This window comes from Janthinobacterium sp. C22 (assembly GCF_057919405.1).
Genome location: NZ_CP193659.1, coordinates 2,053,764 through 2,072,489, shown reverse-complemented (window position 1 = coordinate 2,072,489; position 18,726 = coordinate 2,053,764). Strand labels below are relative to the sequence as shown.

16 protein-coding genes and 1 pseudogene are annotated in these 18,726 nt (G+C 60.2%); 14 read left to right on the top strand and 3 right to left on the bottom strand.

The window, feature by feature from the left end; translation table 11 throughout:
* Window positions 1-18: 18 nt before the first annotated feature.
* Window positions 19-1,050, bottom strand: a complete 1,032-nt coding sequence (locus tag ACRHIG_RS09585) for an adenosine deaminase (RefSeq protein WP_489630031.1) — start codon at window positions 1,048-1,050, stop codon at window positions 19-21.
* A 382-nt stretch (window positions 1,051-1,432) separates the two neighbouring features.
* Complete coding sequence (locus tag ACRHIG_RS09580) at window positions 1,433-1,579, bottom strand: hypothetical protein (protein WP_489630030.1); 147 nt, start codon at window positions 1,577-1,579, stop codon at window positions 1,433-1,435.
* A gap of 39 nt (window positions 1,580-1,618) precedes the next feature.
* Here ACRHIG_RS09580 and ACRHIG_RS09575 point away from each other — a divergent pair, with 39 nt between their 5' ends.
* The 14 genes and pseudogenes from ACRHIG_RS09575 to ACRHIG_RS09510 all read left to right on the top strand — a co-directional run bounded on the left by ACRHIG_RS09575 (window position 1,619) and on the right by ACRHIG_RS09510 (window position 18,519).
* Window positions 1,619-3,541 (top strand): PrkA family serine protein kinase, encoded by a 1,923-nt coding sequence (locus ACRHIG_RS09575; protein ID WP_034754154.1) that lies wholly within the window; start codon window positions 1,619-1,621, stop codon window positions 3,539-3,541.
* A gap of 72 nt (window positions 3,542-3,613) precedes the next feature.
* Window positions 3,614-4,882: a YeaH/YhbH family protein gene (locus ACRHIG_RS09570; RefSeq protein WP_326456430.1), complete on the top strand. Its 1,269-nt coding sequence runs from the start codon at window positions 3,614-3,616 to the stop codon at window positions 4,880-4,882.
* Complete coding sequence (locus ACRHIG_RS09565) at window positions 4,882-6,483, top strand: SpoVR family protein (RefSeq protein WP_475414585.1); 1,602 nt, start codon at window positions 4,882-4,884, stop codon at window positions 6,481-6,483. Before ACRHIG_RS09570 ends, ACRHIG_RS09565 begins: the two co-directional genes overlap by 1 nt.
* A 539-nt stretch (window positions 6,484-7,022) precedes the next feature.
* Window positions 7,023-7,679 (top strand): energy transducer TonB, encoded by a 657-nt coding sequence (locus ACRHIG_RS09560; protein WP_034754161.1) that lies wholly within the window; start codon window positions 7,023-7,025, stop codon window positions 7,677-7,679.
* An 86-nt stretch (window positions 7,680-7,765) separates the two neighbouring features.
* Entirely contained in the window at window positions 7,766-8,695 is a 930-nt protein-coding gene (locus tag ACRHIG_RS09555; RefSeq protein WP_232251050.1) for a MotA/TolQ/ExbB proton channel family protein, read from the top strand.
* A gap of 5 nt (window positions 8,696-8,700) precedes the next feature.
* On the top strand, window positions 8,701-9,129 hold the full coding sequence (locus ACRHIG_RS09550) for an ExbD/TolR family protein (protein ID WP_034754165.1): 429 nt from the start codon (window positions 8,701-8,703) through the stop codon (window positions 9,127-9,129).
* A gap of 105 nt (window positions 9,130-9,234) precedes the next feature.
* Window positions 9,235-9,666, top strand: a complete 432-nt coding sequence (locus ACRHIG_RS09545) for an ExbD/TolR family protein (RefSeq protein WP_176741207.1) — start codon at window positions 9,235-9,237, stop codon at window positions 9,664-9,666.
* Between the two features lie 78 nt (window positions 9,667-9,744).
* Window positions 9,745-10,956: a tetratricopeptide repeat protein gene (locus ACRHIG_RS09540; protein WP_076568168.1), complete on the top strand. Its 1,212-nt coding sequence runs from the start codon at window positions 9,745-9,747 to the stop codon at window positions 10,954-10,956.
* Between the two features lie 190 nt (window positions 10,957-11,146).
* On the top strand, window positions 11,147-12,118 hold the full coding sequence (locus ACRHIG_RS09535; RefSeq protein WP_489630029.1) for a bifunctional riboflavin kinase/FAD synthetase: 972 nt from the start codon (window positions 11,147-11,149) through the stop codon (window positions 12,116-12,118).
* Between the two features lie 67 nt (window positions 12,119-12,185).
* Window positions 12,186-15,086 (top strand): isoleucine--tRNA ligase, encoded by a 2,901-nt coding sequence (gene ileS, locus ACRHIG_RS09530; RefSeq protein WP_489630028.1) that lies wholly within the window; start codon window positions 12,186-12,188, stop codon window positions 15,084-15,086.
* An 83-nt stretch (window positions 15,087-15,169) separates the two neighbouring features.
* Window positions 15,170-15,679 (top strand): signal peptidase II, encoded by a 510-nt coding sequence (gene lspA, locus ACRHIG_RS09525; RefSeq protein ID WP_034754175.1) that lies wholly within the window; start codon window positions 15,170-15,172, stop codon window positions 15,677-15,679.
* 17 nt (window positions 15,680-15,696) lie between these two features.
* A pseudogene (gene coaBC / locus ACRHIG_RS09520) lies at window positions 15,697-16,916 on the top strand (bifunctional phosphopantothenoylcysteine decarboxylase/phosphopantothenate--cysteine ligase CoaBC).
* Window positions 16,917-16,953: 37 nt separating this feature from the next.
* The gene (dut, locus tag ACRHIG_RS09515) at window positions 16,954-17,403 is read left to right on the top strand and encodes a dUTP diphosphatase (RefSeq protein WP_489630027.1); all 450 of its coding nucleotides are present in this window, start codon (window positions 16,954-16,956) and stop codon (window positions 17,401-17,403) included.
* Between the two features lie 60 nt (window positions 17,404-17,463).
* Window positions 17,464-18,519 carry a M48 family metalloprotease gene (locus tag ACRHIG_RS09510; RefSeq protein WP_489630026.1) on the top strand — a complete coding sequence of 352 codons (1,056 nt, stop codon included), beginning with the start codon at window positions 17,464-17,466 and terminating at the stop codon, window positions 18,517-18,519.
* Between the two features lie 30 nt (window positions 18,520-18,549).
* On the opposite strand, the gene ACRHIG_RS09505 is transcribed toward ACRHIG_RS09510, so the two are convergent.
* The gene (locus ACRHIG_RS09505; protein WP_162835767.1) at window positions 18,550-18,690 is read right to left on the bottom strand and encodes a hypothetical protein; all 141 of its coding nucleotides are present in this window, start codon (window positions 18,688-18,690) and stop codon (window positions 18,550-18,552) included.
* Window positions 18,691-18,726: the final 36 nt, after the last annotated feature.

The window sequence follows — 18,726 nt, the reverse complement described above, 5'->3', positions numbered from 1 at the left end:
GGCGGGTCTTTATGCTGGTTACTGCGTGGCGCCGTGGGCGGTGGCGTGCTGCGCGAAATACGCATCGACGGTGGCAAGGAAAGCGTCTTTCTGCGCCTGCGGCAGGAAGGCGGCGATGAAACCGTTGCGCGCCAGGCGCTGCGCGTGGGACAAGCCCAGCGGCAAGGCATCGAAGATGGCGTCGAAGTTGTCGTTCATGTAGCCGCCGAAATACGCGGGATCGTCCGAGTTCACCGTCACCAGCAGGCCGGCGTCGAGCAATTGCACCAGATTGTGGTCATGCATCTGGTCGAACACGCGCAGCTTGGTGTTCGACAGGGGGCACACGGTGAGCGCGATCTGTTCGCGCGCCAGGCGGGCCGTCAGTTCCGCGTCCTCCAGGCAGCGCACGCCATGGTCGATGCGTTCGACTTTCAAGTCGTCGAGCGCCGTGCGGATGTAGGCTGGCGGGCCTTCCTCGCCCGCGTGGGCCACCAGGTGCAGGCCCAGTTCGCGGCAACGGGCAAACACGCGCGAGAACTTCTCGGGCGGATTGCCCACTTCCGACGAGTCGAGGCCGATGCCGATGAACTTGTCGCGGTGCGGCAGCGCGTCTTCCAGGGTCTCGAACGCCTCTGCCTCGCTCAAATGGCGCAGGAAGCACAGGATCAGGGTCGCGCTGACGGGGCTGTCCTGGCAGGCACGGTGGATGCCGTCGATCACATCGGCCATCGGCACGCCGCGCGCCGTGTGCGTTTGCGGGTCGAAGAAGATTTCCGTGTGCAAGACGTTATCGGCTTCGGCGCGGCGCAGGTAGGCTTGCGTCATGTCATAGAAATCCTGCTCCTTCAAGAGCACGCTTGCGCCAGCGTAATAAATGTCGAGAAAGGACTGTAAATCCGTAAAAGCATAGGCGCTGCGCAAGTGTTCCACAGATTCATAGCCCAGCGGCACGCCATTGCGCTCGGCCAGTGCGAAAATCAGTTCTGGCTCCAGCGAGCCTTCGATATGGATATGCAGTTCGGCTTTCGGCATGCCGCGGACGATCGCGCGCAATTGGGGGTTCATCATGGGTGTTCCTTATAGGGTGACGGTAAAAATGCTGGCACGCGCGCGCGGCGCGCAGGGCCATCAGACATGCAGGCATCTTAGCGCAAGATGGCCGGCCTCACCGGCGCCCGGCCGCCACGGCGCTGGCAGCGGCGGCAGCATGGCCCGCACCGGCACGCGCTGGCGAATTGTCGTATGATGATTTAAAAGGGACAAAAAAGTTCATTGAAATGGATGAAAAATTCGATGGTTTATCCAATTAAATCAACAATTTACAAACAAGTATTAAGGATATGCTGACATATCTTTTGACTTCCTGATCCTTTAGAGCAATAATTAATTTCATGGGGTAAGGGTAGGTGCAACAAGCGCTATCAACAGTGAAAAAAGCCGGCTGGCCACGTCAGCACACGGCATCAAGCGCCAGTTTTTTGGTCCGGGCAATCCGGACTCGCAAAGACAGCCGGGCTTGAAACAACAATAAAAATCGGTACGGGGTACAGGAAAAGTTCAGACGGCAAGCCCAGGCGAGTGCCAGGCGGGCGGCCATGGTGACTGGCAGTTCAGGTTTACATTAAAGGACATTGACATGACCATTTTTGATAACTATGCAGCACGCTACGAGCGCACCCGCGAAGAGGAAATGTCGCTCACCGAGTACCTGGCCCTGTGCAAGAAGGACAAGCTGACGTATGCCAGCGCGCCCGAACGCATGCTGGCCGCCATCGGCGAGCCGCAGCTGGTCGACACGCGCAACGATACGCGTTTGTCGCGCATCTTTGCCAACAAGGTGATCAAGATCTACCCCGCCTTCCGCGAGTTCTACGGCACCGAGGAAGTCATCGAACAAGTCGTCTCCTACTTCCGCCACGCGGCGCAAGGCCTGGAAGAACGCAAGCAGATCCTGTATCTGCTGGGGCCAGTCGGCGGCGGCAAGTCGTCCATCGCGGAAAAACTCAAGTCGCTGATGGAACACGTGCCCTTCTATTGCCTGAAAGGCTCGCCCGTCAACGAATCGCCGCTGGGCCTGTTCAACGAGGAAGAAGACGGCACCATCCTGGAAGAGGATTACGGCATCCCGCGCCGCTACCTGCGCAACATCCCCAGCCCGTGGGCCGTGAAACGCCTGCATGAATACAATGGCGACATCAACCAGTTTCGCGTCGTCAAGCGCTATCCGTCCGTGCTGAAACAGATCGCCATCTCGAAAACGGAGCCGGGCGACGAAAACAACCAGGATATTTCCTCGCTGGTGGGCAAGGTCGACATCCGCAAGCTGGAAGACTATGCGCAGGACGACCCGGACGCCTACAGCTATTCGGGCGGCCTGTGCCTGGCCAACCAGGGCCTGATGGAATTCGTGGAAATGTTCAAGGCGCCGATCAAGGTCTTGCATCCGCTGCTGACGGCCACGCAGGAAGGCAACTACAAGGGCACGGAAGGCTTCGGCGCGATACCGTTCGACGGCATCATCCTGGCCCACTCGAACGAGTCGGAGTGGAAGACGTTCAAGAACAACCGCAACAACGAGGCGTTTCTTGACCGTATCTATATAGTCAAGGTGCCGTACTGCCTGCGCGTGTCCGATGAAATCAAGATCTACGACAAGCTGGTGGCCAACTCCTCGCTGGTGAAAGCCCCGTGCGCGCCCGGCACCCTGCGCATGATGGCGCAGTTCGCCATCCTGTCGCGCCTGAAAGACCCGGAAAACTCCAGCATTTTCTCGAAGATGCTCGTCTACGATGGCGAAAACCTCAAGGATACGGACCCGAAAGCCAAGTCCATGCACGAATACGTCGATTACGCGGGCGTGGACGAGGGCATGAACGGGCTGTCGACGCGCTTTGCCTTCAAGATCCTGTCGAAGGTGTTCAACTTTGACAATTCCGAAGTGGCCGCCAATCCCGTGCACTTATTATATGTACTGGAACAGCAGGTCGAGCGCGAGCAGTTCGCGCCGGAACTCGAACAGCGCTACTTCTCCTATATTAAGGAGCACCTGGCGCAGCGCTACGTGGAATTCATCGGCAAGGAGATCCAGACGGCGTACCTGGAAAGCTATTCGGAATACGGCCAGAACATCTTCGACCGCTATGTGACGTTTGCCGATTTCTGGATACAGGACCAGGAATACCGCGATCCGGACACGGGCGAAAGTTTTGATCGCGAATCGCTGAACAATGAGCTGGAAAAGATCGAGAAGCCGGCGGGCATTTCCAATCCGAAGGATTTCCGCAACGAAATCGTCAACTTCGGCTTGCGCGCGCGGGCCTCGAACGGCGGCAAGAATCCCGCCTGGACCAGTTATGAAAAGTTCCGCACCGTGATCGAAAAGAAAATGTTCTCGAATACGGAGGAATTGCTGCCCGTGATTTCCTTCAATGCCAAGGCCAGTGCCGACGATGCCAACAAGCACGCCGACTTCGTGGCCCGCATGGTGGAAAAAGGCTATACGGCCAAGCAGGTACGCCTGTTATGCGAATGGTACTTGCGCGTGCGCAAGTCATCCTAGCGCGGACAGCGGAGGCGCGCTCCCGCCCGGCGACTGGCGGGGCGCGCAAGACGAGAGGCAAGGAGGCACCCTTTGACATACCTCATCGACAGGCGCTTGCAAAGCAAGAATAAATCCGCCGTCAACCGCGAGCGTTTCCTGCGGCGTTACAAGGGCCAGATCAAGGATGCCGTGGGGCGCGCCATCAAGGGGCGCTCGATCACGGACGTCGAGAATGGCGAGAAGGTCAGCATCCCCGTCAAGGACGTGGGCGAACCGTCGTTTGGCCACGCGCACGGCGGCGTGTGGGAAGTGGTCAATCCCGGCAACAAGGAATACCTGAAAGGCGACCAGATCGCCCGGCCGAAAGGCGGCGCCGGCAGCGGACGGGGCAAGGCGGGCAATAGCGACGAGACGACGGAAGACGATTTCATCTTCGAATTGTCGCGCGAAGAATTCATGAATTATTTCTTCGAGGACTTGGAATTGCCGCACATGGTGAAAACCCAGCTGACGGCCACCACGGAATTCAAGAACCAGCGCGCCGGCTACAATATGTCGGGCACGCCATCGAACATCCACGTGCTGCGCTCCCTGCGCGGCGCGCTGGGGCGGCGCATCGCCGTCGGCGGCGGTGCCCGCAAGCAGCTGGCGCAGGCCGAGGAAGACCTGGCCGTCTTGCTGCACGAAGGGGCGCCCGACAGCGACCCGCTGGTCACGGAACTGCGCCGCCTGATCCACCACCTGCACACGCGACTGCTGGCGATTCCCTTCATCGACCCGTTCGACTTGCGCTACAGCAACCGCATCAAGGTGCCCAAGCCGATGACGCAGGCCGTCATGTTCTGCATCATGGACGTCTCCGGCTCCATGGACGAATCGCGCAAGGACACGGCCAAGCGCTTCTTCATCCTGTTATATCTGTTCCTCAAGCGCGTCTACGACAAGATCGAGGTGGTCTTCATCCGCCACCATACGGCGGCGGCGGAGGTGGACGAGCATGAATTCTTCAATTCGCGCGAATCCGGCGGCACCGTCGTGTCGTCCGCGCTGCACTTGCTCAACACCATCATCGACGAACGCTATGGCGCCGGACAATGGAACAGCTATGTGGCGCAGGCATCCGACGGCGACAACTGGGACAACGATTCCGTACAGTGCCGCCAGCTGCTGATCAACACCATCATGCCCAAGGTGCAGTACTACACCTATGTCGAGATCACCGACGGCCCGCAGCAAAACCTGTGGGAGCAATATGCGGGCGTGCTCGACCATCACGCCCATTTCGCCATGCAAAAGATCGTCACGCCGGCCGATATCTACCCGGTCTTCCGCGAACTGTTCAAGAAACAGGTGAAATGATGAGTGCAGCCTTTGACCGCGCCAGCAATACTCCGGGCGAACCGTTCGTGCGCCTGCGCCACCCGAACGCCCTGCCCGAGCAGTCGGAATGGACGTTCGAGCTGATCGAGCAAATCCACGAAGAAATCCGCCGCGTGGCGAAACAGTTTGGCCTCGACACCTATCCGAACCAGCTGGAAATCATCACGGCCGAACAGATGATGGATGCCTACACCTCGGTGGGCATGCCCGTCTCGTACAACCATTGGTCGTTCGGCAAGCATTTCTTGTCGACCGAGAAAAGCTACAAGCGGGGCCAGATGGGCCTGGCCTACGAGATCGTCATCAACTCGAACCCGTGCATCGCCTATTTAATGGAGGAAAACAGCCTGACCATGCAGTCGCTGGTGATCGCGCATGCGGCCTACGGCCACAATTCCTTCTTCAAGGGCAATTACCTGTTCCGCGCCTGGACGGATGCGGACGCCATCATCGACTATATGGTGTTTGCCAAGAATTACATCGCCGAATGCGAACAGCGCCATGGCGTCGATGCCGTGGAATTGCTGCTCGACTCGTGCCACGCCATCCAGAACTATGGCGTGGACCGCTACAAGCGTCCGGCAAAACTGTCGATGGCGAAGGAATATGCGCGCCAGAAAGAGCGCGAAGCCTATGTGCAGTCGCAGATCAACCAGCTGTGGCGCACCCTGCCCCGGCGCGACGAGGACGAGGAAGAGGACGACCAGCGCAAGGCCGCGCCCCGCTTTCCGCCCGAACCCGAGGAAAACCTGCTGTACTTTATCGAGAAGTACGCGCCGCTGCTGGAACCGTGGCAGCGCGAGATGGTGCGCATCGTGCGCAAGATTTCCCAGTACTTCTATCCGCAGCGGCAAACCCAGGTCATGAACGAGGGCTGGGCCACCTTCTGGCACTACACGATATTGAATCAGTTATATGACGAAGGCGTGGTGGGCGACGGCTTCATGATGGAATTTTTGAAAAGCCATACCAACGTGGTCTACCAGCCGCCCATCGACAGCCCGTATTACAGCGGCATCAACCCGTATGCGCTGGGTTTTGCCATGATGAGCGACATCCGCCGCATCTGCGAGCACCCGACGGACGAGGACCGCGCCTGGTTCCCCGACATGGCCGGCACGGACTGGCGCAAGAGCCTGGACTTTGCCATGCGCAATTTCAAGGATGAAAGCTTCATCGCCCAGTATTTGTCGCCGCGGCTGATCCGCGAATTCCACTTCTTTGCCGTACTCGACGACGACAAGAATGAAAAACTGGCCATTTCCGCCATCCACGACGATGCCGGCTACCGCTACGTGCGCCAGCAGCTGGCCGAGCAGTACAACCTGGGCAACCGCGAGCCGAACATCCAGGTCTGGTCCGTCAATACGCGCGACGACCGCGCATTGACCCTGCGCCACACGCAATTCCAGCGCCGCCCGCTGAATCAGCAGGCGGCCGAGGTGCTCAAGCACGTGGCACGGCTGTGGGGCTTCGATGTGCACCTCGATACGGTCGACCCGCAGGGCGTCGTCCTGGGCACCTTGAATTGCCGGCGAGAAAAACGCAACCGGCGCGACGACCCCGTTGTCCGGCCATGAAATGATTTGTTGATAATAATCAATGGCAAGAATATAAGCGTTTCCTATGCCTACATAGGAATTCAGTATGGCCTGGCGGCGTCAAACGGGCCGCCAGGACCGCCTTTTTTGACCTGGATAAAGTGCCTTGCGCACCTGTTTGGTGCGCGCGGGCCGCTAAGTGGTCTGGTTCCGAGCCAAAACATTTCCAAAAAGAAAGATTTTTCTCCAAATTTAGCGGTTTCCATATTGAATATCACGAAATATAATTCCGCCAGATGGGCACATCGGAGAACTTAGCAGTGGTAGCCCAAAACGGCTGTAAAAAACCGATAAGACCGCCTTTTTTTCTGTCCGAAAGCGTGCAAAGATGACATAAGCAAGTACGTTTTCAGGGCGCAAAAGCGCCAAAAATTTAACCGGTTTTAGGCGTTAAAAATCTGTGTAAAATAAAGAATTCGTATGTATAATTCGGCGACGTCCCGGATACGGCTGGAGCTTTGTGTCGTCATTTTGGGGTTCAGTTGCAAGACAAGAGATGGTATTTGGAGAAAGCAGGCATGAATTTTTCGAACGAGAAAAGTCCCAAGAACTACACAGGCATCACTATCGTTGTCCTGCTGCACGTTCTCGCGGCTTACGGGATCGTGACGGGCTTGGGCAAGCGGTTGGTCACCAAAATGATGGAACCGGTTGAAACCAAGATTATCGAGGAAGTCAAACCGCCTCCACCGAAGGATCTTCCACCGCCACCACCGCCGCCAGAAATGAAGGCGCCACCGCCGCCATTCATTCCGCCAGTCGAGGTGAACGTGCAGCAGCCGCCGCCACAACAGAACGTGATTGCAAATACGACTGCTGTGAAGCCAGCCACGAATGTATTGGCACCGCCAGCACCGCCTGCACAGCCTGCGCCAACTCCTGGACCAGCCAAATCGGTGCGTACGCCGGCCGTGGTTGACTTCAGTGTCTGCGAAAAGCCGGCTTATCCGAAGTCGTCGCAGCGCAATGAGGAAACCGGTGTGGTGACACTGTCGTTCCTGATCGGTGTAGACGGCAAGGTCGCTGATTCGAAGATCGTGAAGTCCAGCGGCTTCAGAGACCTGGACAAAGCTGCGGTGCAAGGTATCAGCCGCTGTACATTTAAGCCGGCAACAGTTGACGGCAAGCCGGAACAAGGCTGGCAGCAAATGCAATACGTTTGGTCGCTGGATTAAAACCCGAGGCAGTTATCCCCTGTCTCACACTATGATTTCGTTGTCATTACGTTCAGCGATCTGTTATTTTTAATTTTGGAGGAAGCATGTTTAAGAATACCCGTTTGTCCGCATTTTTTGCCGCGGTTCTGTTGTCCGTTACCGCTACTACCGCTCTGGTAGCAGCTCCGGCATTCGCTGACGCGCCAGCATCGGCTGCCGCCTCGGCTCCTGCGGCAGACGCTGCACCAGCACCAGTTGCCGCAGATGCCGCCGCTCCAGCAGCAGACGCAGCAGCTCCAGCCGCTGACGCAGCCGCTCCAGCCAAAACCGAAGAAGTCCACAACCCGTTCGGCCTGCAAGCAGTGTGGGACGGCGGCTTCGTGCCACGCGCCACCCTGATCATCCTGGCCATCATGTCGATCGGCAGCTGGTACATCATCATCACCAAGCTGATGGATCAAATGAAGATCTTCAAGCAAGCGAAAGAAACCGCTGCCAAATTCTGGAAAGCCCCTTCGATCGCTGCTGGTTCGGCAACCCTGACCGAAGGCTCGCCATTCCGCTTCATCGCTGAATCGGGCACCAAGGCAACGGCTCACCATGACGGCGCCCTGCTGGAACAAATCGACCTGTCGACTTGGGTGACGATGTCGATCCAGCGCGCTTCGGACAAAGTCCAATCGCGTCTGCAAGATGGCCTGTCGTTCCTGGCAACCGTTGGTTCGACCGCACCGTTTATCGGTCTGTTCGGTACCGTTTGGGGTATTTATGGCGCGCTGACCAACATCGGCATGACCGGTAACGCTTCGATCGATAAAGTTGCAGGTCCAGTTGGTGAAGCACTGATCATGACCGCTTTCGGTCTGCTGGTCGCCGTTCCTGCCGTTCTGGGTTACAACTGGCTGGTGCGTCGTAACAAAACCGCGATGGAAGACGTACGCTCGTTCAGCGCCGACGTTCACTCGGTACTGATCTCCGGCGCAATGTCGACCAGCGAAGCTGGCCGTGCTGCCGGCGCTAAAAAGATCGGATAAGAATCATGTCGATGTCCGTCGGCTCCGACAGCGGAGATGAAGATCAAGTAATGTCAGAAATCAACACGACGCCGCTCGTCGACATCATGTTGGTTTTGCTGATCATTTTCTTGATCACCAGTCCGGTTGTCCTCAAATTGCAGAAAATCGATCTGCCGATCGAGGCCAACCAAGCCCTTCAAAGCAAGCCAGAAAACGTCAACATCGTTGTCAACAAGGATGGCGAGATTTATCTGGGCCAGAAGAAACTGAAAGATACGAGCGAACTGTTCGATTATCTGAAAGTTGAAGCAGTGAAAGTACCGCAGCCGGAAGTACACGTTCGTGGCGACCAAGAAACACGCTACGAATCGATCGGCCGGGTTATTTACACGACCCAACGTGCCGGGATCCAGAAGGTCGGCTTCATCACCGAACCACCTGACAAGGGCTGATAGCAACTGGCGGCGGCGCCCCGGCAACAAGGGCGCGCCACTGCCGGAAGCTGACCGGGCGGCAGTTTCGCCCGGTGCTTCGTTGGACTTCTTAAAGGAAACACTATGAGTATGAATGTCGGTTCGGGAAGCGCTCCAGGCGCGGATCCGGAACCAATGATGGAACTGAACATGACGCCCCTCATCGACGTGATGCTGGTGCTGATTATCATGTTGATCATCACGATTCCTAAGCAAAACCACTCGGTGAACTTGAACATGCCGGTCGGCACCCCGCCGCCACCGACAACCGAACCAGTGGTCGTCACGATCGATGTCGATTTTGACGGTACGATCTTGTGGGACAATCAGGTCGTTCCTGACCGCGCTTCGCTGGAAGCCAAGCTGAGCAACGTTGCTGCGCAAGCAGACCAGCCGGAAGTGCATCTGCGTCCGAACAAGCTGGTGGAATACAAAGTCGTCGCCGGTGTGATGGCGTCGGCGCAGCGTCTGGGCGTGACCAAAATCGGTCTGGTCGGCAACGAGCAATTCCAGTAAGCTGCAGCAATCAGGTTCTCTTTACATCCGAATAGGCAGGACTTCCTGCCTATTCGCTTTTTACTGAAAGACTTTCTTATGTCCAAGTTTCGTCTCGCTCATCTCGGCCTCGTCATGGCCGCTATCGGTTTTACCGCAGCAACTCCCGTAATCGGCCTGGGCTCGCTGGCATACGCCGCGGACACCGTGCGTGCCGAAGTGGGCAAGCCACTGCAAGAAGCGCAAAAACTCGCTAGCAGCGGCAAAAACAAGGAAGCGCTGGCCAAGCTGCGCGAAGCTGACAGCGTCGGCGGCAAGACCGCCTTTGAAAGCTACCAGATCGAGCGCGTGCGCGCCTCGGCTGCCGCCGCCGCCGGCGATAACGGCACCGCCATCAAGGCTTTCGAAGCCGTCATCAATTCCGGCCGCCTGAGCGCCGCCGAAGCCCCCAAATTCACGCAAGCGCTGGCAGGCATGTACTACCGCGCCAAGGATTGGCCGAACACCATTACCTGGATCAAACGTTCGCTGAAAGACCGCGAAGATCCACAGATGCGCGAACTGCTGATCCAGACCTACTACGTCAGCGGCAACTACGCCGAAGCGGCGAAAGAACTGCAAGCGCGCGGCGGCAACTCGGAAGCGAGCCTGCAAATGCTGGCCAACATCCAGTTGAAGCAAAACGACAAGGCCGGCTATGTTGCCACCCTGGAAAAACTGGCCGGCAGCTATCCGAAGACCAGCTACTGGGCCGACCTGCTGAACCGCGTCTCGGGCAAGCCTGGCTTCTCGCAACGCCTGGGCCTGGACGTCCAGCGCCTGCGCCTGGCCAACGGCCTGTTCACCAAGCCGTCCGAATACATGGAAATCAGCCAGTTGGCCTTGCAAGCAGGCAATCCTGGCGAAGCGCTGAGCATCATCGAGCAGGGCTACAAAAAAGGCGTGCTGGGCACCGGCGCCGATGCCGCCCGTCACCAGCGCCTGAAAGACCTGGCCCTGAAGACCCAGGCTGACCTGAAGGCCAACGCCGCCAAGTCGGAAGCGGAATACGTCAAGAACAAGGACGCCGACAGCTTGAGCAAGCTGGGCTTCGCCCTGGTCTACGATGGTCAGGCCGACAAGGGCTTGGGCTTGATGAATGACGCCGTGAAGATGGGCACCGCCAAGTATCCGGAAGAAGCCAAGCTGCACCTGGGCATCGCCTACATCCACGCCGGCAAGAAAGCCAACGCATCGACGGCACTCAAAGCCGTCAAGGGCACGGATGGCGCGGCTGACCTGGCACGCTACTGGGCATTGATGAATAAATAAGATAATATCGCCAAGATATTGTCGGGCAGCTAGTAGAGTGCCCACCACCAAAAGCGTTGCCAGCACCCTTGCCGGCAACGCTTTTTATCATTTCGGCAGGGAAATTACCCCTGCGGCCGCCCTGCCGGGTGTGCATCCCTGAAACAGTCCGTATAATCCCCCTTTTGGCACAGTTTTTCATCAGATTCCTATGAAGGTATTCCGCGGACTTCCCAATGCCCAGGCACGAGCGCCTTGCGCTCTGACCATCGGCAATTTTGACGGTGTCCACATCGGCCATCAGGCCTTGCTGGCGCGCGTGCGCGAAGCTGCCACTGAACTCGGCATCGAAGCGGCCGTGATGACGTTCGAACCGCATCCGCGCGAATTCTTCGCGCAGCGCGCGGGCGACCTGTCGAGAGCGCCGCAGCGCATCGCCAACCTGCGCGACAAGCTGCAGTCGCTGGACGATGCGGGCATCGACCGGGTCGTCGTCGAACACTTCAGCGCCCAGTTCGCCGCCTTGACGCCGCAGGAATTCACGGAAAAAGTCCTCGTCGATGGCTTGCACGTGAAATGGCTGATGGTCGGCGACGACTTTTGCTATGGCGCCCGGCGCGCCGGCGATGTGGCCATGCTGCAGGAAGCGGGCCGCCAATATGGTTTCCATGTAGAAACACTGCCCACCGTCATGAATGGCAGCACGCGAATTTCCTCGTCCGCCGTGCGTCTGGCCCTGGCCGCCGGCGATTTCCCGCTGGCCACGCAGCTGCTGGGCCATCCGTACGCCATTTCCGGCCACGTGATCCACGGCCAGAAGCTGGGCCGCACCCTCGGTTTCCCCACCCTGAACCTGCGCGTGGCGCACCGCCCTGCCCTGTCCGGCATCTTCATCGTGCAAGTCCACGGCCTGGGACCAGTACCGCTGCCCGCCGTGGCCAGCCTGGGCGTGCGCCCCACCGTCGACGACAGCGGCCGCGTCTTGCTGGAAGTGCATCTGTTCGATTTCGCCCAGTCCTGCTACGGCAAGCTGGTACGCGTGGAATTCCTGCAGAAGCTGCGCGATGAAGAAAAGTACGACGACTTGCCCACCCTGACGGCCGCCATCGAGCGCGACTCGAACCAGGCGCGCGCCTATTTTGAGCAGCGCAGCGGCGCCATTACCGCCACCGACCGAATTTGACGCCGGCCAACTCCGTCGCCTGGCGGCCCCTGCCGCCGCAAACCATTCAATATCATTAAAGAAGATTATGTCCGATCAAAACAAGCCAGCCACGCCCAAGCAGAACAAGAAGCCTGAAAGCAAATACCCGGTCAACATGACGGAAACCCCGTTCCCGATGCGCGGCGACATGGCCAAGCGCGAGCCGCAATGGGTACAGCAATGGCAAGACAAGAAGATTTATGAGCGCGTGCGCAAGGCTGCCGCCGGCCGTCCGAAATTCATCCTGCATGACGGCCCGCCGTACGCGAATGGCGACATCCACCTGGGCCACGCCGTCAACAAGATCCTGAAGGACATGGTAGTCAAGTCGCGCTCGCTGGCCGGCTTCGACGCGCCGTACGTGCCGGGCTGGGATTGCCACGGCATGCCGATCGAGATCCAGATCGAAAAACTGCACGGCAAGAACCTGCCGACGGCCGACGTGCTGGAAAAGGCCCGCGCCTACGCCAACGTGCAGGTCGAGCGCCAGAAGAAGGATTTCATCCGTCTGGGCATGCTGGGCGAGTGGGACAACCCGTACCTGACCATGGCGCACGGCAATGAAGCCGACGAGTTGCGCGCGCTGGGCAAGCTGCTGGAAAAAGGCTATGTCTACCGTGGTCTGAAACCCGTCAACTGGTGTTTTGATTGCCAGTCGGCGCTGGCCGAGGCGGAAGTGGAATACGCGGAAAAACGCGATCCCGCCATCGATGTCGGCTTCAAGTTCGCCGAACCGGCCAAGCTGGCGGCCGCCTTCGGCTTGCCTGCCCTGCCGACCGATAACGGCTTCATCGTCATCTGGACCACCACGCCGTGGACCATCCCGTCGAACCAGGCGCTCAACGTGCATCCGGAAGTGAAGTATGCGCTGGTGAAGGCCGAGCGCGACGGCCAGCCATTGCTGCTGATCCTGGCGCAAGACCTGGTCGTGGCCAGCCTGGCCCGCTTCAAGCTCGAAGGCACGACGATCGCCACCTGCGACGGCGCGGCCCTGGCCGGCATCAGCTTCCGCCATCCGCTGCACGCGAGCGACGCCTTCTACGACCGTTTGTCGCCCTTGTACCTGGCCGAATACGTGACCACGGAAAGCGGCACGGGCGTGGTGCACTCGGCGCCAGCCTACGGCCTGGACGACTTCATCTCGTGCAAGGCGCACGGCATGAAGGACGACGACATCATCAAGCCCGTCATGGGCGACGGCAAGTTCGCCTCGACCCTGCCCCTGTTCGGCGGCATGACCATCTGGGAAGCGTCGAAGCCGATCTGCAACGCCTTGCGCGAAGCGGGCGCGCTGTTCGAAGTCAAGATGTTCGACCACAGCTACATGCATTGCTGGCGCCACAAGACGCCGATCATCTACCGCGCCACCTCGCAGTGGTTCGCCGGCATGGACGTGACGCCGAAGGATGGCGGCGCGACCCTGCGCGAGACGGCCTTGCAAGGCATCGCCGACACCGAGTTCTTCCCGGACTGGGGCCAGGCGCGCCTGCACGGCATGATCGCCAACCGTCCCGACTGGACCTTGTCGCGCCAGCGCCAGTGGGGCGTGCCGATGGCCTTCATCGTGCACAAGGAAACGGGCGACCTGCATCCGCGCACGCCGGAATTGCTGGAGCAAGTGGCCAAGCTGATCGAAAAGAACGGCATCGAGGCATGGCAGGCGCTGGACCTGAAAGACCTGATCGGCGAAGAAGCGGCCATCTACGCCAAGAACAAGGATACCCTGGACGTGTGGTTCGATTCCGGCGCCACGCACCAGACGGTGCTGGGCGGCCCGCAAGCGCACGGTTCGCACTCGACGCAGCTGCAATTCCCGGCCGACCTGTACCTGGAAGGCTCGGACCAGCATCGCGGCTGGTTCCACTCGTCGCTGCTGGTGTCGTCCATGCTGAACGGCCGTCCTCCATATAAAGCCCTGCTGACGCACGGCTTCACGGTCGACGGCGAAGGCAAGAAGATGTCGAAGTCGCTGGGTAACACCCTGGCGCCGCAAAAGATCTCGGACACCCTGGGCGCGGACATCCTGCGCCTGTGGATCGCCTCGACCGACTACACGGGCGAGCTGTCGATCTCCGACGAGATCCTGAAACGCGTGACGGAATCGTACCGCCGCATCCGCAACACCCTGCGCTTCCTGCTGGCGAACACCTCGGACTTCAATCCGGCCACGGACGCCGTGCCGGTGGCTGAGATGTTCGAAATCGACCGCTATGCGCTGGCCAACATGGCGTCGCTGCAGCAGCAGATCGAGAACAACTATGCGCGCTACGAATTCCACCCGGTCGTGTCGAAGCTGCAGACCTACTGCTCGGAAGACCTGGGCGGCTTCTACCTGGATATCCTGAAGGACCGTCTGTACACCTCGGGCTTGACGTCGCACGCGCGCCGCTCGGCGCAAACGGCCCTGTGGCACATCACGCAAAGCCTGCTGCGCCTGATGGCCCCGGCCCTGTCATTCACGGCCGAAGAGGCGTGGGCGGTGTTCGCCGGCGCGGAAGCGTATGCCGCCAGCGATGAGACCATCTTCACGCAAACGTGGTGGCAGCTGCCGGAAGTGTCGGACGCGGCCGCCCTGCTGGAGAAATACACGGCCCTGCGCGCCGTGCGCACGGACGTCACGAAGCAGCTGGAAGACTTGCGCACCTCGGGCGCCATCGGTTCCTCGCTGCAGGCGGAACTGACGATCAAGGCCGCGCCGATGAAGTACAAGCTGTTGACCACCCTGGGCGACGACCTGAAATTCGTCTTCATCACCTCGCAGGCAACCGTGGCAGAAGTAGCCGACGAAGCGGCCGAGGAAGTGGTCGTGGCCGCGTCGACGGCGCCGAAGTGCGAGCGTTGCTGGCACTACCGCGCGGACGTGGGCACGGACGCCGCGCATGCTACCCTGTGCGGCCGCTGCGTCAGCAACCTGTTTGGAAAAGGCGAATCGCGCCGTTTCGCATAGACTGTCATCCCGGGGCGCTGCCTGCGTCCCACTTCCAACCGCCGCCTGCTGCCAGGCGGCGGCTTTATCTTCCCTGGAAAAATATGGCCACTAAAAACCGTTTTTCATCGAAATCGTCCTCCTCTGCGTCGCTCGTCCCCTGGCTGGGCATCGCCGCCATCGTCATCCTGTTCGACCAGATCACCAAGATCACGATCCTGAAGACCTTCCGCTATGCGCAGGAGATGGTCATCACCTCGTATTTCAACCTGGTGCTCGCGTATAACAAGGGCGCCGCGTTCAGCTTCCTGTCCGACCAGGGCGGCTGGCAGCGCTATTTCTTCACCGGCATCGCCCTGGCGGCGGCCATCTACATCATCTATCTGCTGAAAAAGCACGCCGGCCAGCGCATGTTCTGCTGGGCCCTGGCGCTGATCCTCGGCGGCGCCTTGGGCAACGCCATCGACCGCCTGATGTACGGCCACGTGGTCGATTTCCTCGACTTCCACTGGAAAAGCTGGGGCCATTTCCCCGCTTTCAATATCGCCGACAGCGCCATCTGCATCGGCGCGGCCCTGTTCATCATCGATGAACTGCGCCGGGTAAACAAATAAACAAGCAGGAGAACGGCATGGAATTGTCCGGCAAAAAAATCGTCCTGGGACTTTCGGGCGGCGTCGCCTGCTACAAGGCGGCGGAACTGTGCCGCGCGCTGACAAAGGCCGGCGCCTCGGTGCAGGTGGTCATGACGGATGCGGCCAGCCACTTCATCACGGCCGTGACCATGCAGGCGCTGTCCGGCCACCCCGTGCACACCAGCCAGTGGGATGCCCGCATAGACAACAACATGGCGCACATCGATTTGACGCGCCATGCGGACGCCATCCTGATCGCGCCGTGTTCGGCCGACTTCATGCGCAAACTCGCGCACGGCGTCTGCGACGACCTGCTGTCGACCCTGTGCCTGGCCCGTCCGGCCCACCTGCCCCTGCTCGTGGCGCCGGCCATGAATGTGGAAATGTGGCAGAACCCCGCCACACAGCGCAACGTGCAGCAGCTGCGCGACGACGGCATCACCCTGTTCGGCCCGGCCGCCGGCGAACAGGCCTGCGGCGAAGTTGGCCTGGGCCGCATGCTGGAACCGGAACAGCTCTTGACGGAGCTGATCGCCGCCTTCCAGCCCAAAGTCCTGGCGGGCAAGCGCGTGCTGGTCACGGCCGGTCCCACTTTTGAGGCAATCGACCCCGTGCGCGGCATTACCAATCTGTCCTCGGGCAAGATGGGCTATGCGGTGGCGCGCGCGGCGCGCGAAGCGGGCGCCGAGGTGCTGCTCATTTCCGGCCCCACGGCCCTGGACGCGCCGTTTGGCGTGCGCCGCATCGACGTGCAAAGCGCGCAGCAGATGCATGATGCGGTGCTGGCCCACGTCGACGGCCAGCATGTCTTCGTCGCCGTGGCCGCCGTGGCCGACTGGCGCGTGGCCAACGCCAGCGACCAGAAGATGAAAAAGCAGGCCGACGGCTCCGTGCCCGAACTGCAGTTCGTGCAAAATCCCGACATCCTGGCCACCGTGGCGGCACGCACCAACCTGGCCGGCTATCCGTACTGCGTGGGCTTTGCCGCCGAATCGGAAAACCTCGTGGAATTCGGCTCGGTCAAGCGCGAGAAAAAGGCATTCCCCTCCTGGTCGGCAATATCGGCCAGAACACGTTTGGCCAGGACGACAACACCATCATCCTGTTCGACGAGGAAGGTCATACCGTGCTGCCGCGCGCCCCGAAACTGAACCTGGCGCGCCAGCTGATTTCGGAAATCTCGAAGCGGCTCGCCAAAAATTCGCTGCTCAAATAATCACTTTTTAAACGACTTAGCTTAGTTAGTTAGATTCATGAAAAACATCGACATCAAGATCCTCGACGCCCGCATGCAAGAACTGCTGCCGGCCTACGCCACCCCGGGCAGCGCGGGACTCGACCTGCGCGCCTGCATAACCGAGGCCATCACCATCGAAGCCGGCCAGACCGTGCTCATTCCCACCGGTCTGGCCATCCACATCGGCGATCCGTCGTATGCGGCCATGATTTTGCCACGCAGCGGCATGGGCCACAAAAACGGCATCGTATTGGGGAATCTGGTAGGCTTGATCGACTCCGATTATCAGGGCCAGCTGATGATATCGACCTGGAACCGGGGCCAGAGCGCCTTCACGCTCAATCCCATGGAACGCCTGGCGCAGCTGATTATCGTGCCTGTGCTGCAAGTGGGCTTTAACGTCGTCGAGGAATTCGGCGACAGCGAACGCGGTGTTGGCGGTTTCGGCAGCACCGGCAAACATTAAGGATTGACACTTATGCCAGGTTTCCGCCATCTGATCCCAGCCCCAACTTCGCTGCGCCGATTGGCCACTCCCTTCCTGTTGGCCGGCGCGGCCGTTCTGGCCGGCTGCACCACGCCGGCGACGAACGTCAGCGGTCCGTTCAACGTCGTGCCGGCGCCCGAGGCCCCGGCCCTGACGGCGCAGCAAAAGGCGGCGCAGGAAGAGCTGGTGAAGATGGTGGCGCTGCAGGACCGCCTGTCGAAAGTCTCGGCGCCCCTGCTGATCAACAATGCGGACCTGTGCAAGACGTACGCGCGTAACCTGCTGGGTTTCACGGCGCAGAACAAGTATTCCTACCCCGGGATCTATGCGGACGCGGCGCAGGCAGCCCTCGGCTACGGCGAACAGATGCAGGTCTCCGGCGTCTTGCCGGGCAGCGGCGCCGCGCGCGCCGGCCTGCGCAAGGGCGACGGCTTGCTGGCCGCCGAAGGCAAGCCACTGCCGGCCGGCCCGAAGGCGGAGGGCCCGTTCGGCGCCATCGTCGGCCCGCTGGCCTCGAAGAACGCGAGCCTGAACATGACCATCGCCCGCGACGGCCAGCAGCAGGACCTCAAAATTCCCGTCACGCGCGCCTGCGCCTTCCGCGTCGCCCTGGGCAATGCGGACAACGTCAACGCGTATTCGGACGGCGCGCGCATCATGCTCACGCGCGGCATGGTCAATGCGGCGCAAAATGACGAAGGCATCGCCTTCGTCATTGCCCGCGAAATGGCGCACAACATCCTCGACCACGCGCGCAGCCAGCGCACGGCAGGTACGGCCGGCGCCATCATCGACAGCCTGGGCGCCGTGCAGCCCGACGTGTCGATGCTGACGGGTGCCGCCGGCATCAAGGCCATGCCGCAGGAACTCGACGTGCAGGCCGACACCCTGGCCATCTACCTGCTGGCGCGCGCCGGCTACAACGTCGACAACGCGGCCCGCTTCTGGCAGCGCATGGCCACGCAAGTGCCGGCGACGGTCGCCAACGGCTACACGGCCCTGCACCCGGGCACCAATTCGCGCATGGCGGCCATCAACCGCGCCGTCACCGACGTGCGCGCCAAGCAGGCGGCAAAGAAGCCGCTCAAGCCTTAAGCAAAGAGGCGCCTGACGCAGCAGGTTTGGTCAGGCGCCGGGGAAGTTGGGGAAGTAGGTGCCCATGATCCAGGTCAGGGCGCCGCAAAACACCACGGCCAGAAACAGGACGATGAGCAGCTTGCCGAACTTGGGAATACCCTCTTCTTGCGTCTTGACTTCATTTGACATGAAAATTCTCCGCAGGGTGGTGGAACAGGTAGTATA

Bases quoted from the DNA above. Each gene is read 5' to 3' on its own strand.
- ACRHIG_RS09585 (WP_489630031.1), bottom strand. From the start codon at position 1,050: ATGATGAACCCCCAATTGCGCGCGATCGTCCGCGGCATGCCGAAAGCC.
- ACRHIG_RS09580 (WP_489630030.1), bottom strand. From the start codon at position 1,579: ATGGCCGCCCGCCTGGCACTCGCCTGGGCTTGCCGTCTGAACTTTTCC.
- ACRHIG_RS09575 (WP_034754154.1), top strand. From the start codon at position 1,619: ATGACCATTTTTGATAACTATGCAGCACGCTACGAGCGCACCCGCGAA.
- ACRHIG_RS09565 (WP_475414585.1), top strand. From the start codon at position 4,882: ATGAGTGCAGCCTTTGACCGCGCCAGCAATACTCCGGGCGAACCGTTC.
- ACRHIG_RS09560 (WP_034754161.1), top strand. From the start codon at position 7,023: ATGAATTTTTCGAACGAGAAAAGTCCCAAGAACTACACAGGCATCACT.
- ACRHIG_RS09555 (WP_232251050.1), top strand. From the start codon at position 7,766: ATGTTTAAGAATACCCGTTTGTCCGCATTTTTTGCCGCGGTTCTGTTG.
- ACRHIG_RS09550 (WP_034754165.1), top strand. From the start codon at position 8,701: ATGTCGATGTCCGTCGGCTCCGACAGCGGAGATGAAGATCAAGTAATG.
- ACRHIG_RS09545 (WP_176741207.1), top strand. From the start codon at position 9,235: ATGAGTATGAATGTCGGTTCGGGAAGCGCTCCAGGCGCGGATCCGGAA.
- ACRHIG_RS09540 (WP_076568168.1), top strand. From the start codon at position 9,745: ATGTCCAAGTTTCGTCTCGCTCATCTCGGCCTCGTCATGGCCGCTATC.
- ACRHIG_RS09535 (WP_489630029.1), top strand. From the start codon at position 11,147: ATGAAGGTATTCCGCGGACTTCCCAATGCCCAGGCACGAGCGCCTTGC.
- ileS (WP_489630028.1), top strand. From the start codon at position 12,186: ATGTCCGATCAAAACAAGCCAGCCACGCCCAAGCAGAACAAGAAGCCT.
- lspA (WP_034754175.1), top strand. From the start codon at position 15,170: ATGGCCACTAAAAACCGTTTTTCATCGAAATCGTCCTCCTCTGCGTCG.
- dut (WP_489630027.1), top strand. From the start codon at position 16,954: ATGAAAAACATCGACATCAAGATCCTCGACGCCCGCATGCAAGAACTG.
- ACRHIG_RS09505 (WP_162835767.1), bottom strand. From the start codon at position 18,690: ATGTCAAATGAAGTCAAGACGCAAGAAGAGGGTATTCCCAAGTTCGGC.